The sequence below is a fragment of the Trebonia kvetii genome, from assembly GCF_007827045.1.
GTDB lineage: Bacteria > Actinomycetota > Actinomycetes > Streptosporangiales > Streptosporangiaceae > Trebonia > Trebonia kvetii.
The window spans coordinates 582,375-608,625 of sequence record NZ_RPFW01000001.1 but is presented as its reverse complement, the minus strand read 5'-3'; the positions used below and the strand labels follow the sequence as shown (position 1 = coordinate 608,625).

The window sequence follows — 26,251 nt, the reverse complement described above, 5'->3', positions numbered from 1 at the left end:
TGCCCGTGAATTTGGTGGCAGACAAACTCGCTGATGCGGCTATACGCTGGTTCAAGCGGTTCCGGAAAACGGATGACCTGAGTCGCCTGGTGAAGGCAGCGGCCGGTACCTCGATTGATCTCAACGACGCCGAGTTCAAAGCTGTACGGAAGTTGCTGGAGAAGGAACCGACGTGGAACCTGCTCGCCGCGGGCAAGCTGAACGAGAAAGCGCAGGGACTGAACGAGCGGATCGCTGAGTTGCTGCCGCCACGGGATGACCGGACCGCGGAAGATGCGCGTGCGGCAGCCGCAGCTATCGCTCGTGGTCTGCTCGAGTTCGCCGTCTTCGACCTGCAGCCAGAGATCTTCCAGAGGGTGGTGCTGGCCCGCCTGCAACAGATGTCCGACCAGGCCAGCGCGCTGGACCAGGCCCTGTTCCGCATACACGAGGATCTGTATCACCTTGTCGACGACGCAAGGGATCTGTTCAAGCTCGTAAGCGACCGGATGCCGCAAAGGCCTGCCACCCTCAGCGAGATCAAGATCTACCTAAGAACGCTGATCGACTGGCTGAACTCGGACCCGTGGCCGCAAGACCCCCGACTCGGCGGTCCTCCGCTCACCCCGGCCACGATCGAGCGCAAGCTGCGGGTAAGCGCCACTGGTCTGCCACACGAGCCAGAACAAGAGCAAGAAGCTGACGCCGACGAGCTTGCGCGGCAATGCAGTCGGCTTGTGATCCTTGGCGGACCAGGCTCGGGCAAGACCTGGCTAGCCAAGCGCGCCGCCCGGCTATGTGCCGAAGCCGCGCTGGATGCGCTCACGGCACGTGCCGGACTCGACGAGGTCGAGTTGCCGCTGTACACCACCTGCGCCCGTCTGATCAGCACGCCCGGCGACATCCGCCAAGCCGCCGTGTCCAGCGCCATCGAGCCGATCGGCGACCTGGGCGGCTCGCGGATCGTTAAGGCCCTATGCCTCTTCTTCACCGAACGGGATACGCGGACCCTGCTGGTCATCGACTCCCTCGACGAGGCGAGCGACCTCGGGGAAGCCCGCGAGCGCCTGCGGCAGGCCGATTCCCTACGGCATCCCTGGAGGGTCGTTCTCACCAGCCGACCAAGCTCGTGGGATAACCAGCTAAAAATCGAGGACACGAGCCAGGACCACCGGGTCGTCGGCGCACTCCGGCCGCTGCAATATCCACATGATGTCGAGCACGTCATCCAGCAATGGTTCGCTGCCCGGCCCGAACGTGGCCAGGCTCTTGCCGCGCAGATCGCCGGGCGGCCCAGCCTCCAGCATGCCGCGACCGTGCCGCTGATCCTGGCCTTCTACTGCATCCTCGGAGGCGGCCAGTCGCTGCCAGAGTTCCGGTACAAGCTCTATGAGCAAGTCATCAACCGCATGCTCCGCGCCCCCTGGCGGTCAAGCAGCGTCGAACCGCCGGACCCGCGCGCCTGCCGGGCAGTGCTCCGAACCTGGGCCTGGCAGGAAGCAAAGGACCACCCGGTCTCCGGCGTCGGGCAATGGGAGGATGACATTTCGACGCTGCCAGCTCGTGTGAGCACCGCTGGGCAGATCGCGGTCGATCATGTCGCTCCACCTCTTGGCGGTCCCGACTTCGACACCGATAAGACATCGCGCCGCTTTGTCCACCGGTCGATCCGCGAGTACCTGGTCGCCGAGCACGTCGCCCTGATGTCCGCCGACGAGGCCGCCGGGGAGCTGCTGAAACACCTGTGGTATGACCCGGACTGGGAGTACACGGCACCGGCGGCCCTCGCGATGCACCCGAGGCGTGATCAGGTCTTGAAGGAATTGATTTGTCAGGCCGCTCAGTCCGAGTGCGTTCCGGACGATCTTGCTAGCATCGACGGCTGTTGGGAGCTGAGGCGATTCCTGACCCGGGTGGCCGAGGAATCCCTTGAGGACAGCTGGATGGCAGAATCGGCAGCGATCATCGGGCGAGCAAGGCTAGATGTCGCCGCGTTCGATCCATTCCACGTGGCCGCAGCGCATGGCTGGCCAACCACTGACAGCCAGATCCGGGGTGAAATCCTTGCTCATATAGAGGCCACCAACCGCTCTCCGGTCGTCGCAGGGCTGGCGCAAACGCTAAACGGGTTGCAACCGAAGCCGCGGGAGCTGGCTCGAGCCCGCAGCCAGGTGCTGAATCTTCTCGCTAGCGCCCGTCCATATGACGTTCCCAACTTGGAGACCGCGCTGCGCCGACTGAACCCGCACGCGGATGACCTGGCCCGAGCACGCAGCCTTCTGCTGGATCAACTGGATGCAACCTCTACCGGGACCGTGGGCCTGGATGTCCCTCAGCTAGCGGGTGCACTGTGCGGGTTGGACCCACAGCCGGGTGACCTGGCTCGAGCCCGGAGCCGCGTGCTCCATTTGCTGGAAGCCGCCAATCCCGATGACCTCTACTCGCTCGCGGACGTGCTGGGCTGGCTTGGATCAGAGCCCGGAGAGCTGGCCCGGGCACGCGGCCGGGTGCTGGATGTGCTGGAAGCTATCGCGTATGACATCCCTGGACTGGCGGCCGCGCTGCGTCTGCTGAGCCCAAAGCCTCGTGACCTGGCCCGGGCCCGCGCCCGGGTGCTAGACCTGCTCGATACCGACAGGTTCCCTACGTCATTGGCTGACCTGCTGGTCACACTTGGACCGGAACCAGAGGATCTCGTTAGGGCGCGCGGCCGGGTGCTGGACTTGCTCGACGCCGCGGAACCCTGGGCTGCCCTCTTTCACGCGATGACGCTTGCCAAACTAAACTCGCTAGACCCCGCTGCAGCCAAGACTCTCGATGAGACGGCGGAAATGCTGCGCGGGTTGAACCTGGACCTGGCTGAGCTGTGCCGGGCGCGCGGCCGGGTGCTGCACCTGTTCGACATGGCTCACGTACCGTTTGATGTTCTGCGGCTGACCATTGTCCTGCTCGGATTCAAACCGGAGCCCGACGATTTGGCGAAGGCCCGGAGCCGTGTGCTCGATCTACTGGACGCCGCCGAAGAAATCGGGGAGTTGACCGACTCCCTGGTACGGCTTGACCCAGAACCGGGTGAGCTAGCCCGTGCCCGCCGCCGGGTGCTGGACCTGCTGCGGGCCCATAGACCACCCTGGGTTGGAGAACTGGTGGCGGCGCTACTCAAGCTGGGACCGGAGCCCTCTGATCTGGCTCAGGCCCGCAGCCGGGTGCTGCGACTGCTCGATAGCGTAGGTCCCCGCGGAGCCAAGGGTCTGGCAGGCGTGCTCGGCGGGCTGAATCCGGCGCCCGATGAGCTAGCCCAGGCCCGCAGCCAAGTACTACACCTGATCGAGATAGCCGATCCCAAAACCATCAAAGAACTCACCGACGCGCTTGGCGGGCTGAATCCAGCGCCCGATGAGCTAGCCCAGGCCCGCAGCCAAGTACTACACCTGATCGAGATAGCCGATCCCAAAACCATCAAAGAACTCACCGACGCGCTTGGCGGGCTGAACCCAGCGCCCGATGAGCTAGCCCAGGCCCGCAGCCAAGTACTACACCTGATCGAGATAGCCGATCCCAAAACCATCAAAGAACTCACCGACATGCTTGATGATCTGAACCCAGCGCCCGATGAGCTAGCCCAGGCCCGCAGCCAGGCACTACATTTGATTGACTCCACATCGGACGGTACTGATGGTTGGCGGCTAGCGGAGATGCTGGCCCTGCTGAATCCAGAGCCGAGTAAGCTAGCCCGGGCCCGCAGGCGGATCCTGCACCTACTCGACATCGCCGACCGCAATGATGCGTGGCGGCTAACACGAGTGCTGGCCGAACTCAGTCCAGCCGCCGATGATCTCGCATGCTGGTCGTCATGGGCAGAAGCACCGGATTATCGACTCCTGGCGGCAGTACGGCGCAATTCTCCGCTGAGGTCGTGGCTGCAGGTGTTGCCCGTGCTGGACAACCTCCCAGCATCGACCCAGCCGGATCCCCCCAGCCGCAGCTACTAGTGAGCGTAGCCAGTGGCTCAGCGAGCCTTCCGCCTGGATCGGTCCCGGTGTTACCGACCTCGCTATCTGACGATCTGGCGGCCCGTCGGCTCCGGCGCTGGAACGGTGGATGGGGGTTAGGAACCGGCGTGGGAGTCCCGCCGCTGCTGGCCGCGCTCCGGCCCGGCGCCGCCCTCGGCGCTGGCCAGGACGGTCGCAGCTGCCGCCGTGTCTGGCGGTAGGCGCCTCGTTACGGCATCGGCTGGCCTTCCCCGCCGGCACGTGGCTCGCGAGCGGGAGCCGGTTGGCGCGGTGCTGTTTGCCTACAACGGTTCCCGGCTGGCCATCGCCGCGATCGCCAAGGCCGGCCGTCAACTGCCCGCCGGGCGCGACGCGCTCGTGCTCACCGTCTGGCGGACGTTCGCCGTCGGCTTCAGCCCCGAACCCGCGGTCCAGTTCGACGCGGCGTGCGCCGACGAGGTCGGCCAGGCCGCCGAGCAGACGGCGGCGCACGGGGCGGCGCTGGCCCAGGCAGCCGAATTCCGGGCGCAGCCCCTAGCGGTCCGGGGAACACCCGTCGGCAAGGCGGTCATCGACACCGCCAACGATCACGACGCGAGCCTCATCGTCCTCGGCTCCCACCGCCGGGCCGGACTCCGCGGCCGGCTGGCCGGAAGCGTCGCCGCAGGAGTACGGTTTGGCTACAGTCGGGCCCACCGGGTAAGTCACGCTCCGTGACACCCAGAGCCGCGCAAAGAGCGGTGCCGTTGATCATGGTCCTATGTGCAGATAAATAGGCCGCCAACACCTGCCAAGAGACCTCGCTGTACTGGTTAGAGCCCGGCCAGCGACCCACGAGCGGAACCTTGTCGAGCCGTCCGACCTCAGGCCTGACCGAAGGCCGAAGGCGTAGGCGGCCCTGAACAAGGTGGCGTCGCGGAACGCGGGCAGACAGCCCAGCCACTCATCCACCATCGCCGGCGACCACGCCCACGGGTAAGCCGACACGTAGTCGGCGAAGGCCTTCACCGTGGCCTCACGGCCCTCCACCGTCGAGCGGGCCAGGTTCCGGGCTAAGTGCTGGTTCCGCCAGCCGTCGAGCATGACCTGGAACACCTGGTCCTCCGGCTGCAGCAGCGGCACGCCGTCGGCCATGTGAAGCCGCACCGCCCCCGGCACGGCAAGCCCCCGAGAAACCACCACAATCCCCCAGGAAAGCAGCTTGCGGACAGTCTCATCCATGAGAGCGAGGTTATTACAGGGACCGGCCGGAAACTGATCTCCTTCGCCCGTAATGCCCCATAGCCCGTCCGACAGAAGCTGACAACGCAAGCCGTCCAGCCCGCGTGGACTTCACCCGCACGCCAGGGATCGTGGCACTCGTGGCATATGGCCGGTGACGTGCAGCCCATGCGATTGCTAAGGCCGCCGCAGCAGTAGTGGGCCCTAGCAACCGGAAACCGTCGTCTTATCCGTCCTGCCGTTCCGCCAGGTTGCCATGGCTGTCGCGACTCGCGGGCCAAGATGCGGGTCGAACAGCGGTGCCCGGACGTGATCCGTTTCCCGCCTGTCCCGGTATCGTTCAGCGAGTTCCGGCGGCTCCCAGCCGTCGGCCGCCCGCCGGTTGCGCTCTGCGATGCTCATCCGTCGCGATGGGTGGATCTCTGTCAGCTCATCTCCGCCCTCAAGGCAGCTCGTACCAGGCAGTGCCCCGCATACCGGGCACAGCAGGTGGTACGTTCCGGGCTCGGTACTGCCCCTGCTCCGCATGCCCTCTCCTTCCTGGTTCTTCCGGCATGACGGCGCTGCGGCAGCCGCGTACGTCGCCGGGGACGACGGGTTCGGAGCGTTCCGGAAGGTTTCCCGGCAGCGGGGGAAAGCGAATCCGGACGAGCACTACCGCCAGGTAGCCGAGGTGTACAAGGCCGCGGTGGACCGCCGTCTACCGCCGCTGAAGGCGATACAGGCCCAGTGGAATGTCAGCCGCGCCGACGCTGCGAAGTACGTTAAGCGCGCCCGTGAGCTGGGTTTCCTCGGCTGGCCGGAGCGCCGGGGCGTTCCCGGCTACGAGTCAGCCCGCCAGGCCGTCGGGCCAGGGAGCTAGCGGGCGGCTGCGGGCGGTCACACCTCGTCCCCTGCCTCGCTCTGCAGTGCCCGGTTGCCCGGCGCCCGGCCCACGAAGCGCAGACGACTTCAGCCAGTCCGCGCAGACGACTTAGGAAACTGACAGCGAGCACGCTGCAAGGGCAGCGTATAAGAGGTGCGAAGTGCCGTCATTGACCAGAGATCCTTGCGATGAGCACGCCCAGTAGGCTCCGGTTCGGCACGGCAAGGCCCAAGCCCAGATCCTGGCGCGCCGCCTCCACCAAGGCGCTATGAAATTCCTGAACCCTGGTCCGTGCGCTCGACTCGTCCTGCCCCCGGTTTGGCCCGCAGCAGCTTGAAGACCTCATTCGTGTGCGTCATAAGAAGGCCATGGGTTAGCCGACGCACGGCGCTGCCGGCGAGGAGATCCAACTTGGCAGCCTCATAGCGGAGATCTTCCATCAGTTGTCGACCCTTCTCCCACTTAGGATCTTCTTGGAAGGTTCGCCAGGGGTCCGGATCCGGGTCCGGGCTAGGGTCCTGCTTTGCTTCTGAGGCTTTCTCCCATTCGCGGAGGGCGTCTTCAGAGAGCGTGAGGCACCGGGCGACTATGGGCCGCTCCTCATTGCGTCGCCACTGTTCCCGCTGACTTCGGCTTGTCATGCCGACGTTGACGAGAGACACAGCAACGGCCAGGCAAGAAGCTACCGCGGCTGTTACAGCTGCTGGATCACTCACGGACCATAGTGTGGTCCGGTGCCAGGTTCGGCGCGGGCATTTTCCTAACTTAAGCAGCTACGAGAAGGGCAACCGCGCCCGGGGGCTGCAGGCGCGGTTGCCCCCCTGTGGCCCGGCGTGGACTCCTGCCCGGCCAGACGGCGCAGGCACCCAAGCCCCTCGAAAGGACGAAGGCCCCCGTGCCCTTGGCTCCCTCGCGGCGGCTGATCAGCACCTGACCTGGAAACGCGGCACGTTGAGGTCATCGGATCGCACTGGCTCATCGGCGAGCTCGTTCGAGGCACCCCGGATGACATGTGTCACGATCGGTGTCCAAGGCCCGACGCCGACAGCGGCGACATCATCGCCGCGATGCTCCCCAGCGACGTCTCCGACGACTGGGACCGGATGTTCCCGCCGGTGCTGCCGCCGGCGTCCTCCACGGTGGCGAGCACCCCGTCTTCGAGGATCACCCGGTCCCCGGTGCGCGGGCGCTGGCCGGCCAAGGAGTGGGATGTGCCCAATGTTGAACCGCCCGAGCCGACCCGGCCGGCGAGATCGTCTGGCTCGAGCCGTTCCCCGACGCCCTGCTCGAGGGCGTCACCGGCGTGCCGCTCGGCCCGGAGGCCCGCTACGAGCAGACCGAATCCATCTCCCTGGCCTGCGTGACCGCCCTTCAGATCCTGCCGCCCCGCCAGCTCGCTTTCCTCATCCTGCGCGACGTCCTCGGATTCCACGCCAGCGAGGTGGTCGGCATGCTCTACTCGACCGCCGAATCGGTCACCGGCGCCCGTCCCGCGGAGCGGACATCCCCGCGACGCCCTGGCCTGGTCGCCTGGGAACTGCTCGACGTAGCCCGCTGGCAGGCCGAGGCGCCCTCCGCCGTACGACTCGCCGGGCCTGCAAGCAGAGGAGGGAGCGGCCGGCCATTCGGGCCGGCGAGCGGTCGTCCCGCGGGAAAGGGTCGAACCGTTCGCGGAACGTGGGTAGCGTCATGGGGTGGCGTTCAAGAAGCAGGCCGCGCGGTCGCCGGTGCCCGCCAGCCCGGAGGCCCTTTACCCGATCCTGTCGCACGGCCCGGACGCGCCCAGGGAGCTCTGGTCACGTCAGGCCGATGTCCTGCGCGCCTACGACGCGCTCGAGGGCGATCCCGCCGACGTGGCGATCGAGCTGCCGACGGGGGCGGGCAAGACGCTGGTCGGCTGCCTCGTCGCCGAATGGCGCCGGCGGAGGCACCAGGAGCGGGTCGCCTACGTGTCGCCGACCCGGCAGCTCGCGCAGCAGGCCGCGGCTAAGGCCCGCCTGTATGGGATCCCGGCCGTCGACCTGACCGGGCCGCACCTCCGGTGGGACCCGGCTGACGAGGTCAGCTTCAACCGGGGCGACGCGGTGGCGTTCGTCACCTACAGCAGCGTGTTCAACAGCCGCCCCTACATCAATGCGGAGACCCTCATCCTCGACGACGCGCACGCCGCCGAGGGGTTCGTCAGCTCGAACTGGAGCGTCCGGATCGGCCGCGGGGAACTGGCGTTCCCCATGGTCCTGGGCATCCTGGCCCGAGCCGGAGCGCTGTCCGGGGAGGTCGTCCGGCGGCTTCGGCTGGACACCCCGGACGATGACCCGGACCCCCAGGCCGGCACAGACGCGGTCGCGCCGGGAACCGTTTACCTGGCGGGCATCGCCGAGACCGCCGCGGTGGCGGGGGACCTGGAGCAGGCGCTGGAGCGGGCCGTCGCGAACGGCCACCTGGCGAAGGACGCCGCCTTCGGCCTTGAGATGGTCGGCGGGAGCCTGTCGGCGTGCATGACCTACGTGAGCTACGGCGAGATCCTGATCCGCCCGCTGATCGCACCGACCGCGTTCCACGACGCGTTCGCGGACGCCAGGAAGCGGGTCTACATGTCGGCGACCCTGGGCGGCGGCGGCGAGCTCGAGCGCGCGTTCGGCCGCCGGCGGATCAACCGGATCCCGGTCCCGGCCGGATGGGAGACCCAGGGCACCGGGCGCCGCTTCTTCGTGTTCCCCGACCTGCTGCGCGGCCTCGGCGACGAGGAGAGCATCGCCGACTTCGCCCGCGACGCCGTGAGCCTGCTCGGCAAGGCGGTGATCATCGCGCAGAGCGCGCGCGGCCGGGACAAGGTCGCCGGCAGCGTGGTCCCGGAGTGCATGCCGGTCTGGAAGCCGGGGGAGTACGCCGCCGCCCCCGACGAGTTCGCGGACGCCCCGGCCGGCGTGCTGGCGCTCGCTAATCGGTACGACGGGATCGACCTGCCCGACGAGGCCTGCCGCCTGGTGATCCTAGCCGGCCTGCCTGTCGGCACGCACCTGCAGGAGCGGTTCCTCCACGACAGCGCCGGCGCCCTCGCCGTGCTCACGGAGCGGATCCGCACCCGGCTCACGCAGGGCGCCGGGAGGGCGACCCGCAACAGCGCCGACTACGCCGCGGTGCTCATGCTCGGGCGGGACGTGGCGAACTTCTGCGCGAAGTCCGACGTGCAGGCCTCGCTCCACCCCGAGATCCGCGCCGAGATCGCGTTCGGCCTGGAGAACTCCGCCGGGATGCCGGCCGGCGAGGCACGCGACAACCTGCGCCACTTCCACGACCAGGACGAGGACTGGCGCGACGCCGAGCTGGAGATCATCGCCTCCCGCGACGGGACGGCGCGGCTCGAGCCGCCTGGCACCAGGGAGCTCGCCGCGGCCGCGCAGCACGAGGTGACGGCCGTCAGCGCCGCATGGCAGGGCGACTGGGCCAAGGCGATCGAGGCGGCCGGACAGGCGCTGGGCAAGCTGGCCGGCGGGGAGGAGACCCGGCCCTACCAGGCCCTGTGGCACTACATCCTGGCCTCCTGGGCGGTCATCGCTGCCCGGGCCGGGGACCGCCAGCGCCTGCAGGGCATCGCCGACGCTCACTTCGCCGACGCCCGGGCGGCGGCCGCGGGGACCCGCTGGCTGAGCGGGCTGGCCACCAGCGCAGCACAGCTGATCGCCGGGCAGCCGGCGGAGGCTGCGGACCCGCTCGACGTCGCGGTGATCAGCCAGATCGCCGCCAGCCCGATCCGGACCCGGCCCGGCGCGAAATTCGCCGCCCTCGTCGCGTCCGTCGCCGATGGGCTCGCGCAGGACGAGGCGAAGCCGTACGAACGGGCGCTCGCAGGGCTCGGCGAGCTCGCCGGCGCGACCGTCCTCAGCCGCGGCGGCGCCGACGCCGAACCCGACTCGGTGTGGATGTTCGGCTCCCGCCTGTGGGTGGCGTTCGAGGCCAAGACCGGATGCGGGACCGACGGCGAGCTCTCGGCGAAGAACGCCCGGGAGGCGGACTCTCACCTCAACTACGCCGGCGCGAGCGTCGGCGGCACCCCGCCTCCGGCGTCTTTCGCGGTGGTCGTCAGCCCCCAGGAGGCCGTGCACGGCGCCGCGGCGAAGGTCTCCGGCCCGCGGCTGTACCTGGTGCCCCCGGCGGTGATAGGCGACATCGGCGCGCGGCTGACCGCAGCGTGGGAGGGCATCCGGATCCAGACCCGCGGCATGCAGCCCGCCGAGGCGGAACCGGTGATCGCGGACGTGCTTAGCGCATGCCAGGCCCTCCCCAGCCAGTGGCTGCCCCGCCTGACCGTGCGCCGCGTAGCCGACGGGTAAGCAGGTCGTAGCCGAGGCGCCGCCCCGCCCATGACCCACATCTCCGGGTATGGTGGCGCCGACGACCGCCCGGCCGCCGCGCCCCGGCGGCGAGGCGGCCCCCGCCGCCGTCACCTCCGACGCGCGGGCACTCGCGACCCTGCCGCGGGATAGGCGAGTAACGCAACGGGCGGCGCAAGACGCGCGCGGGCGGATTAATGCCACGGAGTCCCGCACGTGCCGATTGAACTCGTCGATCAGCCTCCGAGGTCGGTCAGGTCGGGATCTGGCTCGCCGCCGAAGGGATTCGGGTACATCGTGTCCATTCTCGGCGATCCGCATCACGTCCTGCCCGGATACCGCGCTAGGGCAGGCGATCTCGCCAGTACGGCGCGAGCCAAGAGCTCACGCTGCTTGTGCTCGCCGCAGTGCCTCCACGATGAGCTCATGATCACGGCGATGACCTAGTTTCAGCCCCGTCATCGAAGGCCCAGACAGCTCAGCGGTTATATGGTTGATCTGCTTTTGGAGCCAGTGCCGGCTCTCGTCCCGGTCGAGGTTCTGGATATGCCCGGCGGCGTCCTTGGGATCGACCGCAAGGCCGTGATGCGCGAGCGCGTTGACGAGCGCCGCGACGAGTACCGCTCCCTCGCCAGACGTCCGGGCGAGAAGGACCGCATATGCGAGACGGCGCGTTTCGTCTAGGTCGCGAAGGCGGGCCGCGGTTGCCTGGGCCGCTGCCGCATTGCGTTCCCCGGGCCCGGCAGCCTCTAGGGCGAATATCAGCCTAAGTCTTGTCTGAAAAGACATAGGCTGATATCGTCCTTTACTAATGAGCCAGCCAGCCCGGGAGGAAACTGATGATGAGGACCTACAGCCGGACCATGCACCCCGACCTGACCATCATGATGTCTGAGCCATTCGCCAACCCGGCGGTCGACGTCGAGCTTCGGCTGCCCGGCGGCGCGGTCGCCGCGGTCGGCGCGGCCGTCCTCAACCACGAGTACGCCCGCCAGCAGGCCGCCTACGCCGCCGAGGCGCACGTCGACGCGGAAGGTGTGCTGCGCGGTCGTTCCGGCGCGCGTCGCAGCACCAACCGGATCCGTCTGGTGGACGTCGCTCACCTGATCGGCGCGCCCGGAGATCGCATTCAGCCGGCCGCCTGGCCGCGTGCGGGCTGCTGGGCGAGGTCTCGATGCGCGGCAACCGCCGCACCGTGTCCGCCGCGGCGGTGCTTGAGTTGCAGAGCCGGCCCGCCGTCGAACTGCCCGCGCCGCCCGCCCTGGTGGCCCGGGTAGGCGAACCGACCCCCGTGCAGGATGAGTGGCGGTCGTGGATCGGGTGGTCGACCTCCTGGCAGCCCCAGACCCAGCAGGATGCCGTCCGCGGAGACTGGGTCATCGACCCCGATACCGTCAAGCGGGCCGGCCGACTGGTGGTGCTCGTCGCCGGCTTCGTCGCCGCCGCCTACGCCGTCACCGACGTTGACCTGCAGTACTGGGATGAGCTGGCTAACCGCCGCAGGGCGAGGTTCCTCGTCGAGGACGACGAGGACGCCGCAGGCCCCTTCACCGGCCGCCGCTGGCAGCTACCCCCCGGGTGGGCGGTAGCGGTCATTGATGCCAAAGGCGGGCAGGCCGGATCCGCAGCTTAACTTACCTAGAGTAAGCATGTGCGTGTCGTTCGCGTATGCCTGTGACCGACATAGTAATTCCCTAACCGACCACGAATATGATGGCCGGGACGTGCGTCAGATAGGGGGATGGTGCATGGTGGGCCGGCCGGTCATCGGGGAGATCAGGGTTCAGGAAGTCGTCCGAGGTGACGGTCGGCGTGCCTACACGATCGTCATGGCGGACGGCCAGCTGTGCGGGATGGGCGACCGGGTCCTGCGGCAGTGCGAGGGCGGGACGGACCGGACGTACGCCTATCTGCTCGTCGACCATCTGCGCTGGCCGGAGTCCGATGGGCTGGTAGTCCGAGACCGCGGGGACCGCAGCGGCGGCCGGGGCGCCGCGGTCCCCGCCCCCGGGACGGTCGTCATAGACGAGGCGGCCGGTGGACCGTCCACCAGTAAAAAGGCTTCGCGTGTCTACACCAGTCCGTCAAAGGGCACCTGAGCAGGCTAGACTCTACTACGGTTAGTCTCATACTGAGCATTCAGCTCAGACCTTCTTGACGGCCGGTGTTGTCCCCGCCGAGCGGACGTCCTCGGCGATCTCGTCGGCAACGGACGAGTCGACGATGACTTTGACCATCAGCTGGGTGTAACTCGCTTTACCCTCATCGATGGCGTTGGCCAGGTTGCGCAGCAGTAGTCGGACGCTGTCACGCTTCGTCTCATCGGTGAGGCTGGTCATCAGCGTGAATGTGACTTCCTGCTCTCCCGTTTGCGCGTCACCTCCGCCTACCCCGCCGCCTGACGTATGCGTGCCCGCAGTCGACCCACTCCCGCTAGCGGCACCGTAGGTGCCCGCTGCACTTGAGCCGCTTGCGCCGCCGAACAGGCCAGCGTTTGCCCCGCTGTCACCAGTGGTGCCGCCGGCGGGAGGCTCGCCGGTCTGAGGCTTGGCGAGTCGCAGGCTCGTTTGCCCGACCCCGATCTCCCCGGGCCGGGTGACGACGCGATCGAGCCCGTCGGCGCCGACAAGGCGGAGCTTCCCGGCCTGCAGAGCCTCGAAGATCGCCCGTTGGAGGTCACTGTCGCCGCCCGGCAGGAGCGGCATCCGTGGCGCGCTCCAGAACAGGTCGCGCACTTCGTCGAGGGGCCGCTCGTAGTCGCCGTCGCTCAGGTTGTGCAGCAGGGCTTTCGCATCGAGCGCGCTGATGTCGAACGCCTTGCCCTGCGCGACGAGTGCCTTCCACACCACCGTGCCGTCGAGCGCACTTTGGTTCTCCTGCTCAAACGTGATGGATCGATCGATGCGGGAATGGTCGCCGTCGTCGCCCTGGCCGAGGTACAGGATGTGCTGGTAGGCACGACGGACTGCCGTGTCTAGATTGCGCCGCGCCTCGGTCTTCTGGTCGCGCGCCTGATCGGCGAGTTCTTCGTCGCCGCGGACTGCATCCATCGCGGCAACCCGCTCCCAGGCGAGGTAGCTGCCTGCGGCTCCGCGGGCCTGGCTGCGACGCTGGGTGTTGACGATCGCGAACGCGGCCGACGACGCCCACTGCACCGGGAGTTTGTCGAGCCCGATCCCCATGGCCGCGCGTATCGCTTTCCTCGTGTCCTGGTCTATCCCGTTGAGGAGACTGAACTGCCGCGGGTCGAGCACGACCAGTCGGGTACTGCGAGCGTCGTCGATGCCGACCGTTGCCAGGACGTCGAGCGCGGTACGCGCGAGGTCGGCGGCGACGAACAGCTTGCTCTTGAAGGGGCCGGAGGCGGCGAGCCTTTCGGCGGTCCGAGCGAGCTCTTCATCCCGATCGGTGTCGCTGACACTGGTACGCGCTGCTCGGACGAGCATGTTCAGGGTCTGACGCGTCGACATGAACAGGCGTGGGACCTGACCGCCCTTGCCGGCGAGGTGCTCGACGCTCGCCAGTCCCCCTCCGTCGACATCGAGCAGCTCGCCCATCACGGTGTCGGCCTCCGCGAGCGGGAACATCGCATCGGGTACGAACATCGCGGCCTTTAGCTCGGGCTCAGTTGCCCCTTGGCGGCCGCCCGCGCGGGCGCCGATCACCGAGCACAGGAACAGGCACGTCGCCGCCCGTTCCGCGGCACGCGGATTCACCGCGCGTGCCCGCTGCCGGTCGAGGAGGCGAGCGGCACCGGCATGATCGTCGGCGGCGACGATGTCCGCGCTGGCGATCTGCCGGTAGTTGGCCTGCGTGCGCGTGTCTACGATGAGCCCCGATCCGATGACGGCCTCGCGCACTGCCGGGTCGGACAGCGGAAGGTCTCCGGGGCCGACCAGGAGCGGCGTCCACGCACCGGATTTCCCGCGCTCGTGCAGCGCATATGCTGTCGCGGCGAAGACCCTGATGGTTGAGCGAACAATCTGGAATCCCGCGAGTTTTGCCCACTCCTGCTCGGCGAGCGCCATCAGCTGGGGATGGAAGGGGTAGCAGCGCGCGACCTCGTCGGGGAACTCCGGCGACGCCGTCGCGGGGACTGCGTTGAACACCTTGTCGCGCCACGGTCCCGTCATCCGCGTCGTGAACGTCCGGGACGTCGCGGCCAACACCTCGGCGGGCGCGGTTCCCTCGAAGAGACGCCGCTGAAGAATCGCGGCAAAGTCGGTGTTGTCGTTGATCGTCGCCGTCTCGCCGTTGCGGATCAGCAGGTCATCGAGTTCGCTGCGGCGCGCTTGGCCGGCCGCGTCCAGGACCATGTTGTCCTTCTCCGACGCAATCATCACGACGATGGCAGCGACGTTCTTGGCTTCGTTGACGCTGTCGAGCAAGGCCCGGAGAAACGCCATGTCACGCACAGCAAGGTCAGCGTGCTCGGTGTCGGAGAGTTGCCGGACGTAGTCCATGATTTCGTCGACGAGGATGAGCACTGGGCGTCCGATGGCTGTCAGCGCCTCAACGATCTTGCTCTTGTCGCCGTTGTGATCCTTGTAGCGCAGGTACAGGGCGTTGTCGCCGCCGAACAGCCGCCACAAGAAGCGCTCGTACAACGTCTGCGCCGGACCGTCGTATGCGGCCACGCCCTTGCCGGCGGTCATGTTGTCGCAGGCCAGCACCACAACCTGCGGATTACCGAGATCGGGGGCTGGCGGGCCATCGAGGATCGCGGTCGCCTTCGCAAACGCCTGCCGTCCGGTGTCGGTCTGGGCGAGCACCGCAGGATGCGCAGCGAGGTGCCACAGCCCGATGAGGCCATGGGACTTGCCACCGCCCATGGCCTGATCCAGTCGCCACACTGCCCGCGCCCGGGTGTAGTTCTCACCACCACCGAGCCGCACGGCGACCTTGGCCATGAGGTCCGTGAACAGCGGGCTGGGGTGGGTGATCTCCCCGTAGTAGGCGGCATCGGCGTAGGCCGGGCGGTTACTGACGGTCCCGTACACCGCCTGGAACAGTGACATTTGCACGTCGTCGATCGAGCCGGACGAGTGGGCGATCTCGTCGCGGAGCTTGAGTACCTCCCACCACGGGGTTACCTGCGTGCTCACTCCGACTCCTCCGCTTCTGGTGCCCTTGCGATGTCTCGTGCTGGTTCGCGCTGTGTCTCGGTCACGGCCGACTGCTCAGTCCGTGTCGAAGAGGCTGGGTTGCCTGTTCGCGGCTTCCTTCAGCTTCGCGGCTTCTCGCTGTGCCGAGACGACGCCGCGCGTTACCGCCCCTATTCCGCTACGCCCGCGCACGAGCGACGTCCAGGCCACCGCGTCGGGGTCGGCTTCCGGGAGCAACGAAGACAGGTAGCCGATGGCGGCCCAGAGGTAGTTATCGGCCGTGTCCCGTCCAGTCGCCACCAGGACCTCGGCGACCGCGTCGAGACCCTCGGGCCAGGCCTTGGCCATCGCCATGGCGACATCGATCGTCCTAGACGTCTCAGATAGCGCACCTTTCCAGTTCTTGGCATAGCCGAGCCGCACGCCCTTGTCCGCATCTTCGAGGATGCCTTTGAGCTCGTCGGTCGACAGGTCCGACGCCAGCGCCTGCCAGCGCGCCTCGGATCTTGGCGCGACTGCGCGGCGGTACAGCCGGGCCCACGAAAGCGCGAAGCGCGTGCGCTCGTCAAAGGTTTCCAGCGGCAAATGGTCGATCACGATCGCGGCGGCTTCTTCCACAGCGCGCCGTGCCACCACCAGATAGTGGGCCGGGTCGACGGGATCCCCGAGATGATTGAGCACCTGTGCGTACCGGCCCACCGCCTCCATTGCAGGTCCCGCCGATGCCATCAGCTGGTCGCTCGGAGCGAGGCCGGTAGCTTCCCACATCGGGATACGAGCTTTCACTTCCTTGCGGACTTCCGCCTCCACGAGGTTGGCGCGTCCGGCAGGGCGGCCGGGCGGTGCAGGTCGACACGACATTGTGAGTGTCGTGACGATGTTCGCCGACCCTGCGCTGCCGCCCGATTCGGTCTTGGCGGGCCACGACCCGGTTAGAACCAATCCAGCTCGGGTCAGCGCCCCCAGCAACCGGTGCCACACATCCGGGTCCCCGTGTCCAAAAACGATCGTGACAACGCCGTCAGTTGAAACGACTCGCCGCGCCTCAGTGAATGCCTTCGCGATCATGTCATCGTAGTGAGCAGATGTCCGATGATCGAAATGCGTGGATCGAGCGCGGAACTTCTTGACGATTGCCTCTTCCGCCTTCTCCTGTACTCCATCCGGGTCCGCAGTGAAACAGAACAAAGGCTGTGTCGAAAACAGGGCACGCTTGAGCCAGACGTAGAACAGGTCGGAGGCATCCGAGTAAGGGATCATTTCGTCGTATGGCGGGTCAGTCACCACGGCTGAGACGGAGTTATCCCTTATCGGAAGCGATGTTGCCGAGCCCCGACTGATATCGGCGGGCACCCCGGCGGCCCGACCAGTTTGGCTGCGCAAGGCCGCCATGGTCCGCTCGACTAGAGAGCTCCAAGAGCCGGGCCCGTCTGTCAGACCCGTCTCGAAGTAGTCGTACGAGAATGAGATGCTCGCCTCATTTCCGAAGATGTGGTTGACGCCTGTTGAGCGGCCATCGTTGTAGACCATGAGCGACGTCCCGCGAGTGGACCGCTTCATCTTGCGTACGAGGACCGCACAGGCATAACCAACCAGGGCCGCGGTGTACTTTTCGCTGATGCCATGATCGACCATTATCTCGATGCCAAGATCGCTGATCACCCGGCAAAGGCGGACGAAGCTGAGCGTCTGCCGGTCGTTGCATAGGTCGCCGTACGACTTCGCCCCGTACAACGAGGGCTGAACAACACTTCCGTTCCCCACCGGGATGCGTTCGTCCGGCTTGGCTGGTATCCCTGGCGCGAAGGGCGGCTCCGCAGCGAGCATTTCTTCGGCGAGTCGGATCGCCGCGAACTCGTCGGATGTGGGCTCGCGGAAGCTTTTCCCATAGTCGCGGTCCAAGTCGGCCGCGAGTAGTAGCACGTCCTCACGGAATCCCTCCGCAGATAGCCGCCGGTGCAACGCCGTCGAGTGGACATGGTTGCAGAACGGGCAGATTGCGCTCTTGGCGCCTGTCTTGCTGCTACCTGGGGCTCGTAGGGTTGGCTGACCGGTAGGAGCGCCGGCGTGCACTGTCGCCCTGAACCTGCCCGTCTGCCGGTCGACATCTATGCAATAGTGCTGCCCTGGGTCACCCGTCGCGGGTTTCGGATGCCTTAGAACGACCGCGCCGGTGAGTGGGAACCGCCGCCCGCACTCCTGGCACGGCAATGTGGATGCCCACAGGTAGCCCCAAGCACGCCGACCGTCGACCTCAGGGTAGACCTCGGCAATCTGTTCGTCGTGTCGGCGGCCCACCTCATCGAGCACCGCCCGCACGTCATCGAGGAGCCGACCGCCACTGAATGTCAGGCCCTGTCGAGCGGCGAAAGGCAACAAAGGTTCGTCACTCCAGTCCTGCAGCGGGAAGTCAGCCAGCAATTGACCTGCGAGAGTGGCGACAGGTGAGTAATCGATGCCATATGCCTTGACAGAGAGCCGAGCCGCCTCAAGAGGAATCATCGCTCGTCCGCTAAACAGGTCCAGCATCGACGCGCCATCGGGATGTGCTACGGCAATCTCTGCCCGGAGTTCAGCGTTCATGCCGTTGCGGGCCGCCATCGCCCGTCGAACAAGGTTTTGTAGCCGTCTCTGCTCTTCGACATCTTCCGGCCAAGGGAGCAGGCTCGTCAGCACGGCGGCCTTCGCCTGCGCCAGCGGTCGTTTCGCAAACCACGTGAAGAGCGCCGCTTCTTGATTGCCGCTGCCCCAGCCGCTGGATGACGCCTCGCTGACTTCTGTGCAGGGGAACCATCGTTCGATCATGCGCACGTGATGGACTCCTCATTCTTCCGCGCCGCCTTGAGTGCGCTGCCCGGCACGTGCACGATGACAGTTCCGGTTGACAGGTCGGCGAAGGTTCGGCCGGGATCGGGGTAGGTGCCGTACAAGACGCCGGTGCCATCTTGGCACTGATCGACAACATAGAGCACGTAATCTCGGCCGTGTTGTGTGGCGATGAGCACTTCGTTCCCCGTCATCGAAATGCCCTCGCTGCTTGCGGCGTTCCAGACACCTTTCACCTCGACGAGGCGTTGCTCTCGACCGCGACTCGCGTGAAGGTCGTAACCGCGCTCCTCTGTATGCACGTCCGCCACGGCAAAACCCTGGCCGCGCAGGACCCTTGCGACGTGCGCCATGGAGATGCGCTCGCTGTCCTTCTCGGTCGGTTCCGGCGTCGGTGCCGCTGCGATGACGTGCGCCCAGGCGAGCTGGCTAGGTTCTCCGATCGTCACCTGGCTCGTTTCCCGCAAGTCTGCGAGCCGGCGTGCTGTTGTCGCCTCCAGACGTCGGCGTTCGGCGATACGCGTGGTGCGGTCGCGAATGCCGTCCGTGAGCTGATCGGGAAGGCGCTTGAGTTCCCGATCAGCGATCGCGAGCCACGCGTCGAGGGCGTGTGCGCGTCGCTCCTGCTCTTCGCGAGCTGCACCGGCGGCGCGACTGCGTGCGTCGTTGACCCGTGCAGGATGTGGCGGGCCTGCCGAGCCAGTGCCCGGCCGGAGATTGGCGAGCATTTCCCACCGCACCGGCCGCGCACCCGCGGCATCGACGCGGACCAGGCACGACCAGGTGCCTTTACGCTTGCCTCCGGCCTCCGAGAGGTCGGACCGGAAGCAAAACAGGTCGTAGTCGGTTGTGCTGCTTTCGTCGACGAGGGCTCCGCCGCGAAACATTGCGGGGGCGAGGCGTTCGGCGCACAGAGTCACCAGAGATTGGAACGGAGGGTCGCTCGGCCCGAGACTGATGACCTCTGACACGTCCGCGCTCGCCTGGCGCGCCGCGGTGAGAGCGGCGCCGCTCGTCGCGACGACGGCCGCCTCCCCGGGCCGAACACGGCCTGGCGGGGTGAACTCGCGTGGCAGCGTTTCACCGCCCGGAAGTGTGAGGGTGAAGATCCCGTCCCCGGCGGCGTGCGGGGCAACCTTTACGGCCCCTCCTCCAGCGATGCGGGCAAGGAACGCCTCGACGATCGCCGGGTTGACCCGCTCCAGTTGCTCGTCCTGGAGCGCGGCAACCGCAGCGGCGACATCGACAGCCGATCGGAGAGCCGCCTCCTGCGCCGCGGCCTGCTTCGCGGCGTCTTCGAGCCGGGCCGTCGTGATCGCCTGCACGGCGACGAGCGCCTGCGCGCGTTGCTCATCGTCGCCGAAGGCAGCGGATAGGACTTCGGTGAGCCTGTCGTCGTTCAAACCGACAAGTTCACCGACGAGACTCAACGAGTCGAACATGCGGCCATCGAGCTGGTTGGCGGCGGTGACGAAGTTGCGCAGGAGGACTTCTAGGACGGTGCCCTCGCGCGTTTCGGTCGCGATCAGGTTGTACAGCTCGACGTCGCGGGTCTGGCCGACGCGGTGGATGCGACCCATGCGCTGTTCGAGACGGACCAGCGACCATGGGATGTCCCAGTTCACAAGAACGTGCGCGGTCTGCAGGTCGATCCCTTCGTTGCCCGCGTCCGTCGACACAAGGATTTGGAAGTCGCGTCGTGCGAACGCGTCCCGGACCGCGTCCCGAACGGGATGGAGGTCGCGACCCGAATAGCGACGTGCGGTGAAGCCGCCGGCGGTGAGAGCCCGGACGAGCCAGTCGGCGGTATCGGCGTATTCGGTGAACACGACCGCCTGCTCGCCGTTGCCCGGCTTGATGCCGTTGGCGCCGAGGCAGGTGAGGACGAGGGGGTCCCACTTCGACACCGGGAGCCCTGGGTCCCCGAGGAGCGGCTCAAGTCGCGCGAGCAGGCCGTTGATCTCCTTGCGCTCCTGCTTCGCTGCCCTTGACGACTCGACGATGACCTTTGCCTCATCCGCCCTGGGAGGGTCGTCTCCGTCCGGGTCGGCCGCGAGTGCCGCCGCAGCAGGCATCCCGCTTCCCATACCGTCTCGGCGACGCTTGAGGGTCTCTGCGAGCGCGTACAAGCTGGACGCAGCCCGCTTGCCGTACACCATGCGGCCGAGGGGGACCGCGTGCGGGGGGAAGAACCGGTCCACGAGGTCGAGCGCCTGGGCGTAGTAGTCGACCTCGGTCGGGTTGAGCGGCACGGTCTCGTTCGCCGCCCGTCGGCCCTTGAAGAGCTTGGTGACCCCGTCGAAGTCGACGAGGTCCTCCTTCATACGCCGCAGGAAGTGCACGCGACCGGGTTTCGCCGCGTGAGTGGGTTCCTCGTTGGCGGCGACCGGCGGGTAGACGTCGGGGTCCACGAGGTGGAGGAGGGCGCGGAACAGCCATTCCTTGCCGCGGTGCGGGGTGGCGGTCATGAACAGCGCCCGCGGGGTGTTCAGCGCAAGCAGTTCGCCCGCCTGGTGGTACGACGCGGCAGTCGGCGTGAGCCGGTGCGCCTCGTCGAATACGACCGCGTCCCAGCCGGCTCTGTCCGGATGGATCGCCGCTTGCACGGCCGGGTTTACCGCGGCGAGGTCGAGGCTCACGATCCAGAGGTCGTGGTCGGTTTCGAGCGCGTGCTCGCGCACGGTCTGCGCCGTGATCGGGCGGAGGCCGCCGCCGAAGAACCGCTCGAAGTCCGCCTGCCACTTGGTGACCAGGTGAGCGGGGGCGACAACGAGCGCCCGGGATATGAAGCCGAGCCGCTGCATCTCCCGCAGGTACATCCCGGCCATGATCGTCTTGCCCGTTCCGGGTTCGTCCGCGAGCAGGAACCGGAGGTTCGGCTGCGGGAGCATGGCACCGTAGACAGCGTTCATCTGATGGGCGTACGGCGTGAGCGGCGACGACGCGAGCGCCGCGGACCGGGCCCCGGCACTCGCCGCCCTCATCCACGCGGTCCACAGCCCGGCGAGCACCGCCGTGGAGTCGCCGCCCCCGTCCTCAGTGAGGATCTTGCAGGCCGCCGCCTGCTCTCGCGTCAGCTCGACCTTTTGGAAGCTCCCCGCGGGCTCCTCAACGAACAGCTGCCAGCCGTCGCCGGCGGGCATCGCGAGTTCGATCCGCACGTACCCAGGCAGGTCGAGACGGTGGGGAATATGCACGCGGCTGCCTGGCACGAAAGTCATAGCTGGCATCGTAGGCGCGGGACTTTGGTCGGCGAAATGGAGGCCTACGGTGCTATCTTTCCTACCTCGACAGCGTCCCCGGCGGTCAGCGCGCGAGGGGATCGCCCGGCCAGCTTTTCCCAGCCCGCCTCCGCGTCGGCCGGCCAGCAGGCCAGCCGGCTGAGCAGCGAGTTGTCCACCTTGCCGCCTGAGTGAATGGTGCAGTTGCGCATCAGCCTGAGGACGTGGATCTGCTCCAGGCTCGCCGGCGTGAATGACTCGCCGGTGACCCTCTCCATCTCGGTGTGCTGGAAGGCAAGCTTGATGTCGTCGGGCGACTTGCAAAGATTCGCGCCGCCGCGTTTCAGCAGGGTGAGGCACGTCCGGAGGTAGTCCTCGTGGATGGCCAGGGCGTAGGGGACGGCCATCGCGCCGAGGTGGGTGTCGCCGGCTGCCAGGATGCCCCGCGCCGCGCCGGTCTTGAGGTTCTGGCGGCCGATGTGCGGGATCTGCGGGAAGATCTCCGGGAGCAGCCGGTCCGATCCCTCGGTGGGCTGGAGCATGTAGGCGGCCATCCGCGCGCCTGCCAGCAGGCCCATGACCGCGTTGCTGGCCTCGGTGCGGACCTGCTCGTAGTGCCGGTAGTCAGCGAAACCGGACAACCTGTGCCCTGGGCACTACCGTCTCGTCTCGCGCTTGCGGCGGGCGGCGCGGATCTCGCTGTCGGAGGCCTGGTCGGCAAGCTCGGCGTAGATCTTGACGGTGCCGGCGGAGGAGTGGCCGAGCCGCTTGCGGATGGCCTCGATGGAGACCCCCAGGTTGATGAGCTCGGTGGCATGCGCGTGCCGCAGCTGGTGGATGCCGATCTCGACGCCGGCGGCGGCGCAGTATTTCCGCCACCGGCTCTCGGCGGCGTCGTATGACAGCGGCCCGCCGTGCCCGTTGACCGACGCGCGGAACAGCGGGCCGGAGGCGTACCCCGTCCGGGCGAGGTACAGGTGCAGCAGGGCGACGTAGCCGCGGTCGTCGAGCAGCACGGTGCGGACGGTGCCGCCCTTGCCGTGGATGCGGGCGTGCTCGTCGTCGGGGCGCAGGTCCAGGTCCTCCACGTACATGCCGCACACCTCCGAGGCGCGGGCGCCGCAGGTGTAGGCGGTCTCGAACAGCACCCGGTCGCGCAGGACGTCCGGCGGCAGGTCCTTCCTGGGGCGCCGGGAGCAGATCGCGTCCAGTGCCGCCCGGATGTCGCCGGCCGCCGCCGGCCTGGGCAGCGTCTTCGGGACGGCCACGGTGTCGACCCGGTCCATCGGGCTGAAGCCCAGCAGGTCGTGCCGGACGGCCCATCGGCAGAACGACGCGACGGCGGCGCGCTTGCGCTTGCGCGTCGCCGGGGCCTGCTCCGTCATCTCCTTCAGGAACGCCCGCACCGGGGCCGCGGTGATCTCCCCGATCCCGCCGCCGTGGTGCGCGGCGAACGCAACCAGGTCGCCGCGGTAGGCACGGATCGTGTTGTGCGGCTTATTGGCGTTCGCCAGGTCGGTGAGGTAGTCGTCGATGTGCGGCGCGAGCGGGTGCCCCGGGAGTGCCGCGGCGGCAGTGCGATCCTCCCGTGTCCCGTTAGTTGCCAGATAACCGTGAACTGAAGGCGGCCGGCGGCGGCCCGCACTCGCAGGTGGCATGGGGAGAGCATAGCGGAGGATGCCAGATAACCGTAGTTATCTGGGAACCCGTCCTTGTCAGTAGCGCGGGCCGTGCCGCCGTGGCCGCCGTGAGGGGCAGCAGCTAATGCGGGCTGCCGGGCCGGTGACGGGAACCGGCGCTCGCGGCAGAAGCCGGCGCAGGTGCGGCACCCGGCGGTGAACGTTACCGGCGGCCGCGCTGGCGAGGGCGGGTACAGGTGCGGAGCCTGATCCTCGTGGCCAGGCGGAGGCTTGCCTATACAGCCGGCGGCTGCCGGCCGTATGTCCCCAGGAGCCGGTCGCCTTCCTCTTTGGCCTGCGTGATCCGGGCGAGCGCCTCCTCAAGGCCCAGGGGCTCGCCGTCCTGCATGTCGACCCGGATCGATTCCAGCGCCTGCGCGATAAGGGCAACTGCGAGGTAGCTTGCCAGGGCGGGCGGCAGGCTGCCCGGGCCAGCCGGCGGTTCAGCGGGTTCGCGCTGCTGCGGGGAACCCCCGGCCGGGGCCGTATCGTCGATTTCGTACTGCGCCGCAAGGCGCCGTGCCTCGAGCAGGTTGCCGCGGGCCTGATCGCGTTCACGCTGGTACAGGATCCGGCAGTTGTCGCTGCAGAAGTCGCGCGGGCGCGACCTTCCCGCAGGCGGGCCGATCTCGCTGCCGCAGCGGGGCCGCTTGCACGCCCTGCGGACAGTGCCCACACTGGGCTCAGGGACCGGCAGCAGCCTGACAGTCGCCTGCCGCTCAGCCACGTCCCCCTCCAGCGAAAGTCCGGTGAAAGTCAGTACAGCCCGGTACGCCGCATCGGTAAAGTTCCCATCTCAGACTGTATCTCCTATCGAAGCTAGCCGTATGCTGGAGCGGTGTCCTGCCATCCTGACTCCAGCGAAAGTCATTCAAAAGCCGGCGGCAGAGGCTGCGGCCTGCCGGTTTCCCGCCTGCTGGCAGTGACTTCCGGGCTCTGCGCGGGTCCGCCGGGCGGCCTGCCCGCAGCCGGGCATGACCTGTGCTGCCGGGCGGGCGCGCCCGCGGCCGGGGCAGCGGTGCGGGTGTCGGCGGCTCACCCGGTCCGGTGGCGCTCGCACCTCGATCCGGGCGCGATCAGCACGGGACCGCTGGAGGTGATCGCCCGGGGCGCCGTGACGGCCGGCGCCGCCGCGGACGCGGTGGTCGCCTGCGACGAGGAGGAGCAGGCCCGCCGCCGGAGCGCGGGCCTGGGCGCGGTCACGTCGCTGTGGCTGCTGGACGCGCTCATGACCCTGCCGGCAGGTGCCCCGGTCCGGATCGCGGACCTGTCCGCGGATGCCTGGGCCTGCATCAGTGCTGCCCCGCGGGGCGTGGTGGCGGTCGACGGCGGCTGGGTCACGCGCCTGCTGAGCCCGCCGCTGACCGTCGTCGGCGCTGTGGTGCGCGGCCCGGGATGGCGGCGTCCCCTGCGGCAGGCGGCGCGGTTCACGCCGTTCGCGCAGCGGGTGCTCGTGCTGGAGATTCCTCCCCCGTCACGGCTGATCTGGGAGGCGGAGGTCGCCGGCGTGGGCGTGTGGGTTTCCCGGGACGGCGAGCTGATAGAGCTGTGCCCGCCGGAGCCGTTCCGGCAGCGCTACTGGAAGGCGGCGGGGTGGCGCTTCGCGGAGCGTGCCTACGCGGCGTCGCTCAGCGCCAGCCCCCTGCCGGGGTGGTCTCCCGCATCTGCGGATCGTCCAGCTCGCACAGGTACCGCAGGGTCAGGTCAGCGGCAACCAGCCCTGCCGCTGCGGTGAGCTGCGTGTGGCGCAGCAGGGCCGCGACTCTTTCCCCGTTGAGCCATGCGGCCCGGCCGGCGGACGGCTGGGCCGCGAGTTCGCGGGCGAAATCGTCAATTCCGTGCATGTTGTGGGCGATGATCAGCGCCTTGTCGGCCGGGACGGGCCGGTAGGACTCCAGCCGCCTGGGGCATTTCCCGCAGGCCGGCGAGGGGCTGTTGGCGTACCAGTCGGCGTACACGAGGGGGCTGCGCATCTCCAGCAGCTCGCGCAGGAAAGTCCCGGGCAGGTAGCCGGCGGCGAGCGGGCCGCCCTCGTTGTCGGCGGGCCGCTGCGGCCACCTGCGGCTGCTGGAGGCGCCGATGCCGACCCAGCCGGCGCCGTGCGCTATCGCGTCGGTGCCGGCCAGGGCGTCGACGCCGTGGATGTGGCTTCCCGGGAAGTGCGACAGAAGCTCCCGCAGCCCGCGCAGGCGCGGGTACCTAGCAAGGGGCTTGCTCTTGTGGGCGAAAAGGAAGGCCAGGGGCCGGCGGGGGCCGCGGCGCAGGGCTTCGGTGAAACCCGGCAGGTGCTTGGGGGTGAGGGTGTCGGCGTCGGTCGCCACGAGCCCGACCAGGCCGGGGTGGCTGGACTGGCCGAGCTCGGCCAGGACGGCGCCGAGCGCCGCGGTGTCGCCGAGGCGGATGAATCCGGCGGGTGCCAGCACGGCGGCCGCGCCGGAGGCCGCGAGCGCGAGCTCTGCCCAGGTGTCCAGGTCGATCAGCTGGCCGCTGACCTGCGACGGCTCCCCGCCGTTGGCGTAGTGGCGGGCCCAGTGGCGGGTGTCGGCAACCAGGGCCAGGCCCGGGCGGGCGGCGCGGAGCAGGGCGCACTGCGCGATCGCGTCGGCGGAGCTGACCGCCAGGGTCAGGCCGGCGGCAGCGCAGTGGGCGGCAGCGACGTCAAGTTCGCTGCACAGCGACTTCTCGGAGGCGACAAAGCCCATCGGGCCGGCGAGCGCCAGGATCTCGCTCATGAAGCCATCATCACGGGTAACACCCCATATTTCGTGTCTGCCACGCCGAAGCGCCACAACATGGTGTGCCTGAGGACTGCAGGGAGACCATGCGCTCTCTGCGCTGCCTGAGCTTCGCTGCCCGCCCCAGCGGTTCCGCCGGGAGGTCCCGGCGGCGGGCGGCAGCCCCGCCTTCTTTCTATCTGAACCCGAATCGTAGCAGACACTTGAAATTCTTGCATGAACTGCGCCTCATGCTTCATGATGCTGATGTGAGAGGCGCAGGCGGCCGGCGCGGCGCCGGGCCGCCAGCCCGGA

At 68.2% G+C, this 26,251-nt stretch carries 19 protein-coding genes; 9 read left to right on the top strand and 10 right to left on the bottom strand.

Annotation, left to right across the window (positions count from 1 at the left end; genetic code table 11):
- Positions 1 to 14 precede the first annotated feature (14 nt).
- On the top strand, positions 15 to 3,971 hold the full coding sequence (locus tag EAS64_RS02515) for an NACHT domain-containing protein (protein ID WP_187365644.1): 3,957 nt from the start codon (positions 15 to 17) through the stop codon (positions 3,969 to 3,971).
- A gap of 261 nt (positions 3,972 to 4,232) precedes the next feature.
- Entirely contained in the window at positions 4,233 to 4,688 is a 456-nt protein-coding gene (locus EAS64_RS02510) for a universal stress protein (protein WP_145851076.1), read from the top strand.
- 33 nt (positions 4,689 to 4,721) lie between these two features.
- Here the strand turns inward: EAS64_RS02510 and EAS64_RS02505 are convergent, their stop codons facing one another.
- Both EAS64_RS02505 and EAS64_RS47910 read right to left on the bottom strand, forming a co-directional pair.
- Positions 4,722 to 5,192 (bottom strand): hypothetical protein, encoded by a 471-nt coding sequence (locus EAS64_RS02505; protein WP_145851075.1) that lies wholly within the window; start codon positions 5,190 to 5,192, stop codon positions 4,722 to 4,724.
- Positions 5,193 to 5,396: 204 nt separating this feature from the next.
- Positions 5,397 to 5,720 (bottom strand): zinc finger domain-containing protein, encoded by a 324-nt coding sequence (locus EAS64_RS47910; protein ID WP_439333578.1) that lies wholly within the window; start codon positions 5,718 to 5,720, stop codon positions 5,397 to 5,399.
- Between EAS64_RS47910 and EAS64_RS02500 the strand changes: the two genes are divergently transcribed.
- Positions 5,719 to 6,054, top strand: a complete 336-nt coding sequence (locus tag EAS64_RS02500) for a hypothetical protein (protein WP_145851074.1) — start codon at positions 5,719 to 5,721, stop codon at positions 6,052 to 6,054. The genes EAS64_RS47910 and EAS64_RS02500 overlap by 2 nt on opposite strands.
- Positions 6,055 to 7,072: 1,018 nt before the next feature.
- Here EAS64_RS02500 and EAS64_RS43215 read toward each other — a convergent pair.
- Positions 7,073 to 7,489, bottom strand: coding sequence for a hypothetical protein (locus EAS64_RS43215; RefSeq protein WP_187365643.1), 417 nt, complete (start codon positions 7,487 to 7,489; stop codon positions 7,073 to 7,075).
- A gap of 262 nt (positions 7,490 to 7,751) precedes the next feature.
- Between EAS64_RS43215 and EAS64_RS02490 the strand changes: the two genes are divergently transcribed.
- From EAS64_RS02490 to EAS64_RS43205, 5 genes are all read left to right on the top strand, one after another.
- Positions 7,752 to 10,391: a DEAD/DEAH box helicase gene (locus EAS64_RS02490; RefSeq protein ID WP_145851073.1), complete on the top strand. Its 2,640-nt coding sequence runs from the start codon at positions 7,752 to 7,754 to the stop codon at positions 10,389 to 10,391.
- Positions 10,392 to 10,904: 513 nt separating this feature from the next.
- Positions 10,905 to 11,075, top strand: a complete 171-nt coding sequence (locus tag EAS64_RS43210) for a hypothetical protein (RefSeq protein WP_187365642.1) — start codon at positions 10,905 to 10,907, stop codon at positions 11,073 to 11,075.
- A 155-nt stretch (positions 11,076 to 11,230) separates the two neighbouring features.
- Positions 11,231 to 11,668, top strand: coding sequence for a hypothetical protein (locus tag EAS64_RS02480; RefSeq protein ID WP_145851071.1), 438 nt, complete (start codon positions 11,231 to 11,233; stop codon positions 11,666 to 11,668).
- Positions 11,566 to 12,024, top strand: coding sequence for a hypothetical protein (locus EAS64_RS02475; RefSeq protein ID WP_187365641.1), 459 nt, complete (start codon positions 11,566 to 11,568; stop codon positions 12,022 to 12,024). Before EAS64_RS02480 ends, EAS64_RS02475 begins: the two co-directional genes overlap by 103 nt.
- A 115-nt stretch (positions 12,025 to 12,139) precedes the next feature.
- Positions 12,140 to 12,490 (top strand): hypothetical protein, encoded by a 351-nt coding sequence (locus tag EAS64_RS43205; RefSeq protein ID WP_187365640.1) that lies wholly within the window; start codon positions 12,140 to 12,142, stop codon positions 12,488 to 12,490.
- A gap of 45 nt (positions 12,491 to 12,535) precedes the next feature.
- Here EAS64_RS43205 and EAS64_RS02465 read toward each other — a convergent pair whose 3' ends face one another.
- From EAS64_RS02465 to EAS64_RS02440, 6 genes are all read right to left on the bottom strand, one after another.
- Positions 12,536 to 15,496, bottom strand: coding sequence for a DUF499 family protein (locus EAS64_RS02465; protein WP_145851069.1), 2,961 nt, complete (start codon positions 15,494 to 15,496; stop codon positions 12,536 to 12,538).
- 75 nt (positions 15,497 to 15,571) lie between these two features.
- Complete coding sequence (locus tag EAS64_RS02460) at positions 15,572 to 18,301, bottom strand: DUF1156 domain-containing protein (RefSeq protein WP_145852295.1); 2,730 nt, start codon at positions 18,299 to 18,301, stop codon at positions 15,572 to 15,574.
- Positions 18,298 to 21,465, bottom strand: a complete 3,168-nt coding sequence (locus tag EAS64_RS02455) for a helicase-related protein (RefSeq protein ID WP_222848934.1) — start codon at positions 21,463 to 21,465, stop codon at positions 18,298 to 18,300. Before EAS64_RS02455 ends, EAS64_RS02460 begins: the two co-directional genes overlap by 4 nt.
- A 122-nt stretch (positions 21,466 to 21,587) precedes the next feature.
- Positions 21,588 to 22,184 carry a hypothetical protein gene (locus EAS64_RS02450; RefSeq protein WP_145851067.1) on the bottom strand — a complete coding sequence of 199 codons (597 nt, stop codon included), beginning with the start codon at positions 22,182 to 22,184 and terminating at the stop codon, positions 21,588 to 21,590.
- A 15-nt stretch (positions 22,185 to 22,199) separates the two neighbouring features.
- Positions 22,200 to 23,201 (bottom strand): tyrosine-type recombinase/integrase, encoded by a 1,002-nt coding sequence (locus tag EAS64_RS02445; RefSeq protein ID WP_145851066.1) that lies wholly within the window; start codon positions 23,199 to 23,201, stop codon positions 22,200 to 22,202.
- A gap of 256 nt (positions 23,202 to 23,457) precedes the next feature.
- Positions 23,458 to 23,949, bottom strand: a complete 492-nt coding sequence (locus EAS64_RS02440) for a hypothetical protein (protein WP_145851065.1) — start codon at positions 23,947 to 23,949, stop codon at positions 23,458 to 23,460.
- Positions 23,950 to 24,144: 195 nt separating this feature from the next.
- Between EAS64_RS02440 and EAS64_RS02435 the strand changes: the two genes are divergently transcribed.
- Positions 24,145 to 24,957 (top strand): hypothetical protein, encoded by an 813-nt coding sequence (locus tag EAS64_RS02435; RefSeq protein ID WP_145851064.1) that lies wholly within the window; start codon positions 24,145 to 24,147, stop codon positions 24,955 to 24,957.
- On the opposite strand, the gene EAS64_RS02430 is transcribed toward EAS64_RS02435, so the two are convergent.
- The gene (locus tag EAS64_RS02430; protein WP_145851063.1) at positions 24,851 to 25,954 is read right to left on the bottom strand and encodes a hypothetical protein; all 1,104 of its coding nucleotides are present in this window, start codon (positions 25,952 to 25,954) and stop codon (positions 24,851 to 24,853) included. The genes EAS64_RS02435 and EAS64_RS02430 overlap by 107 nt on opposite strands.
- Positions 25,955 to 26,251 lie beyond the last annotated feature (297 nt).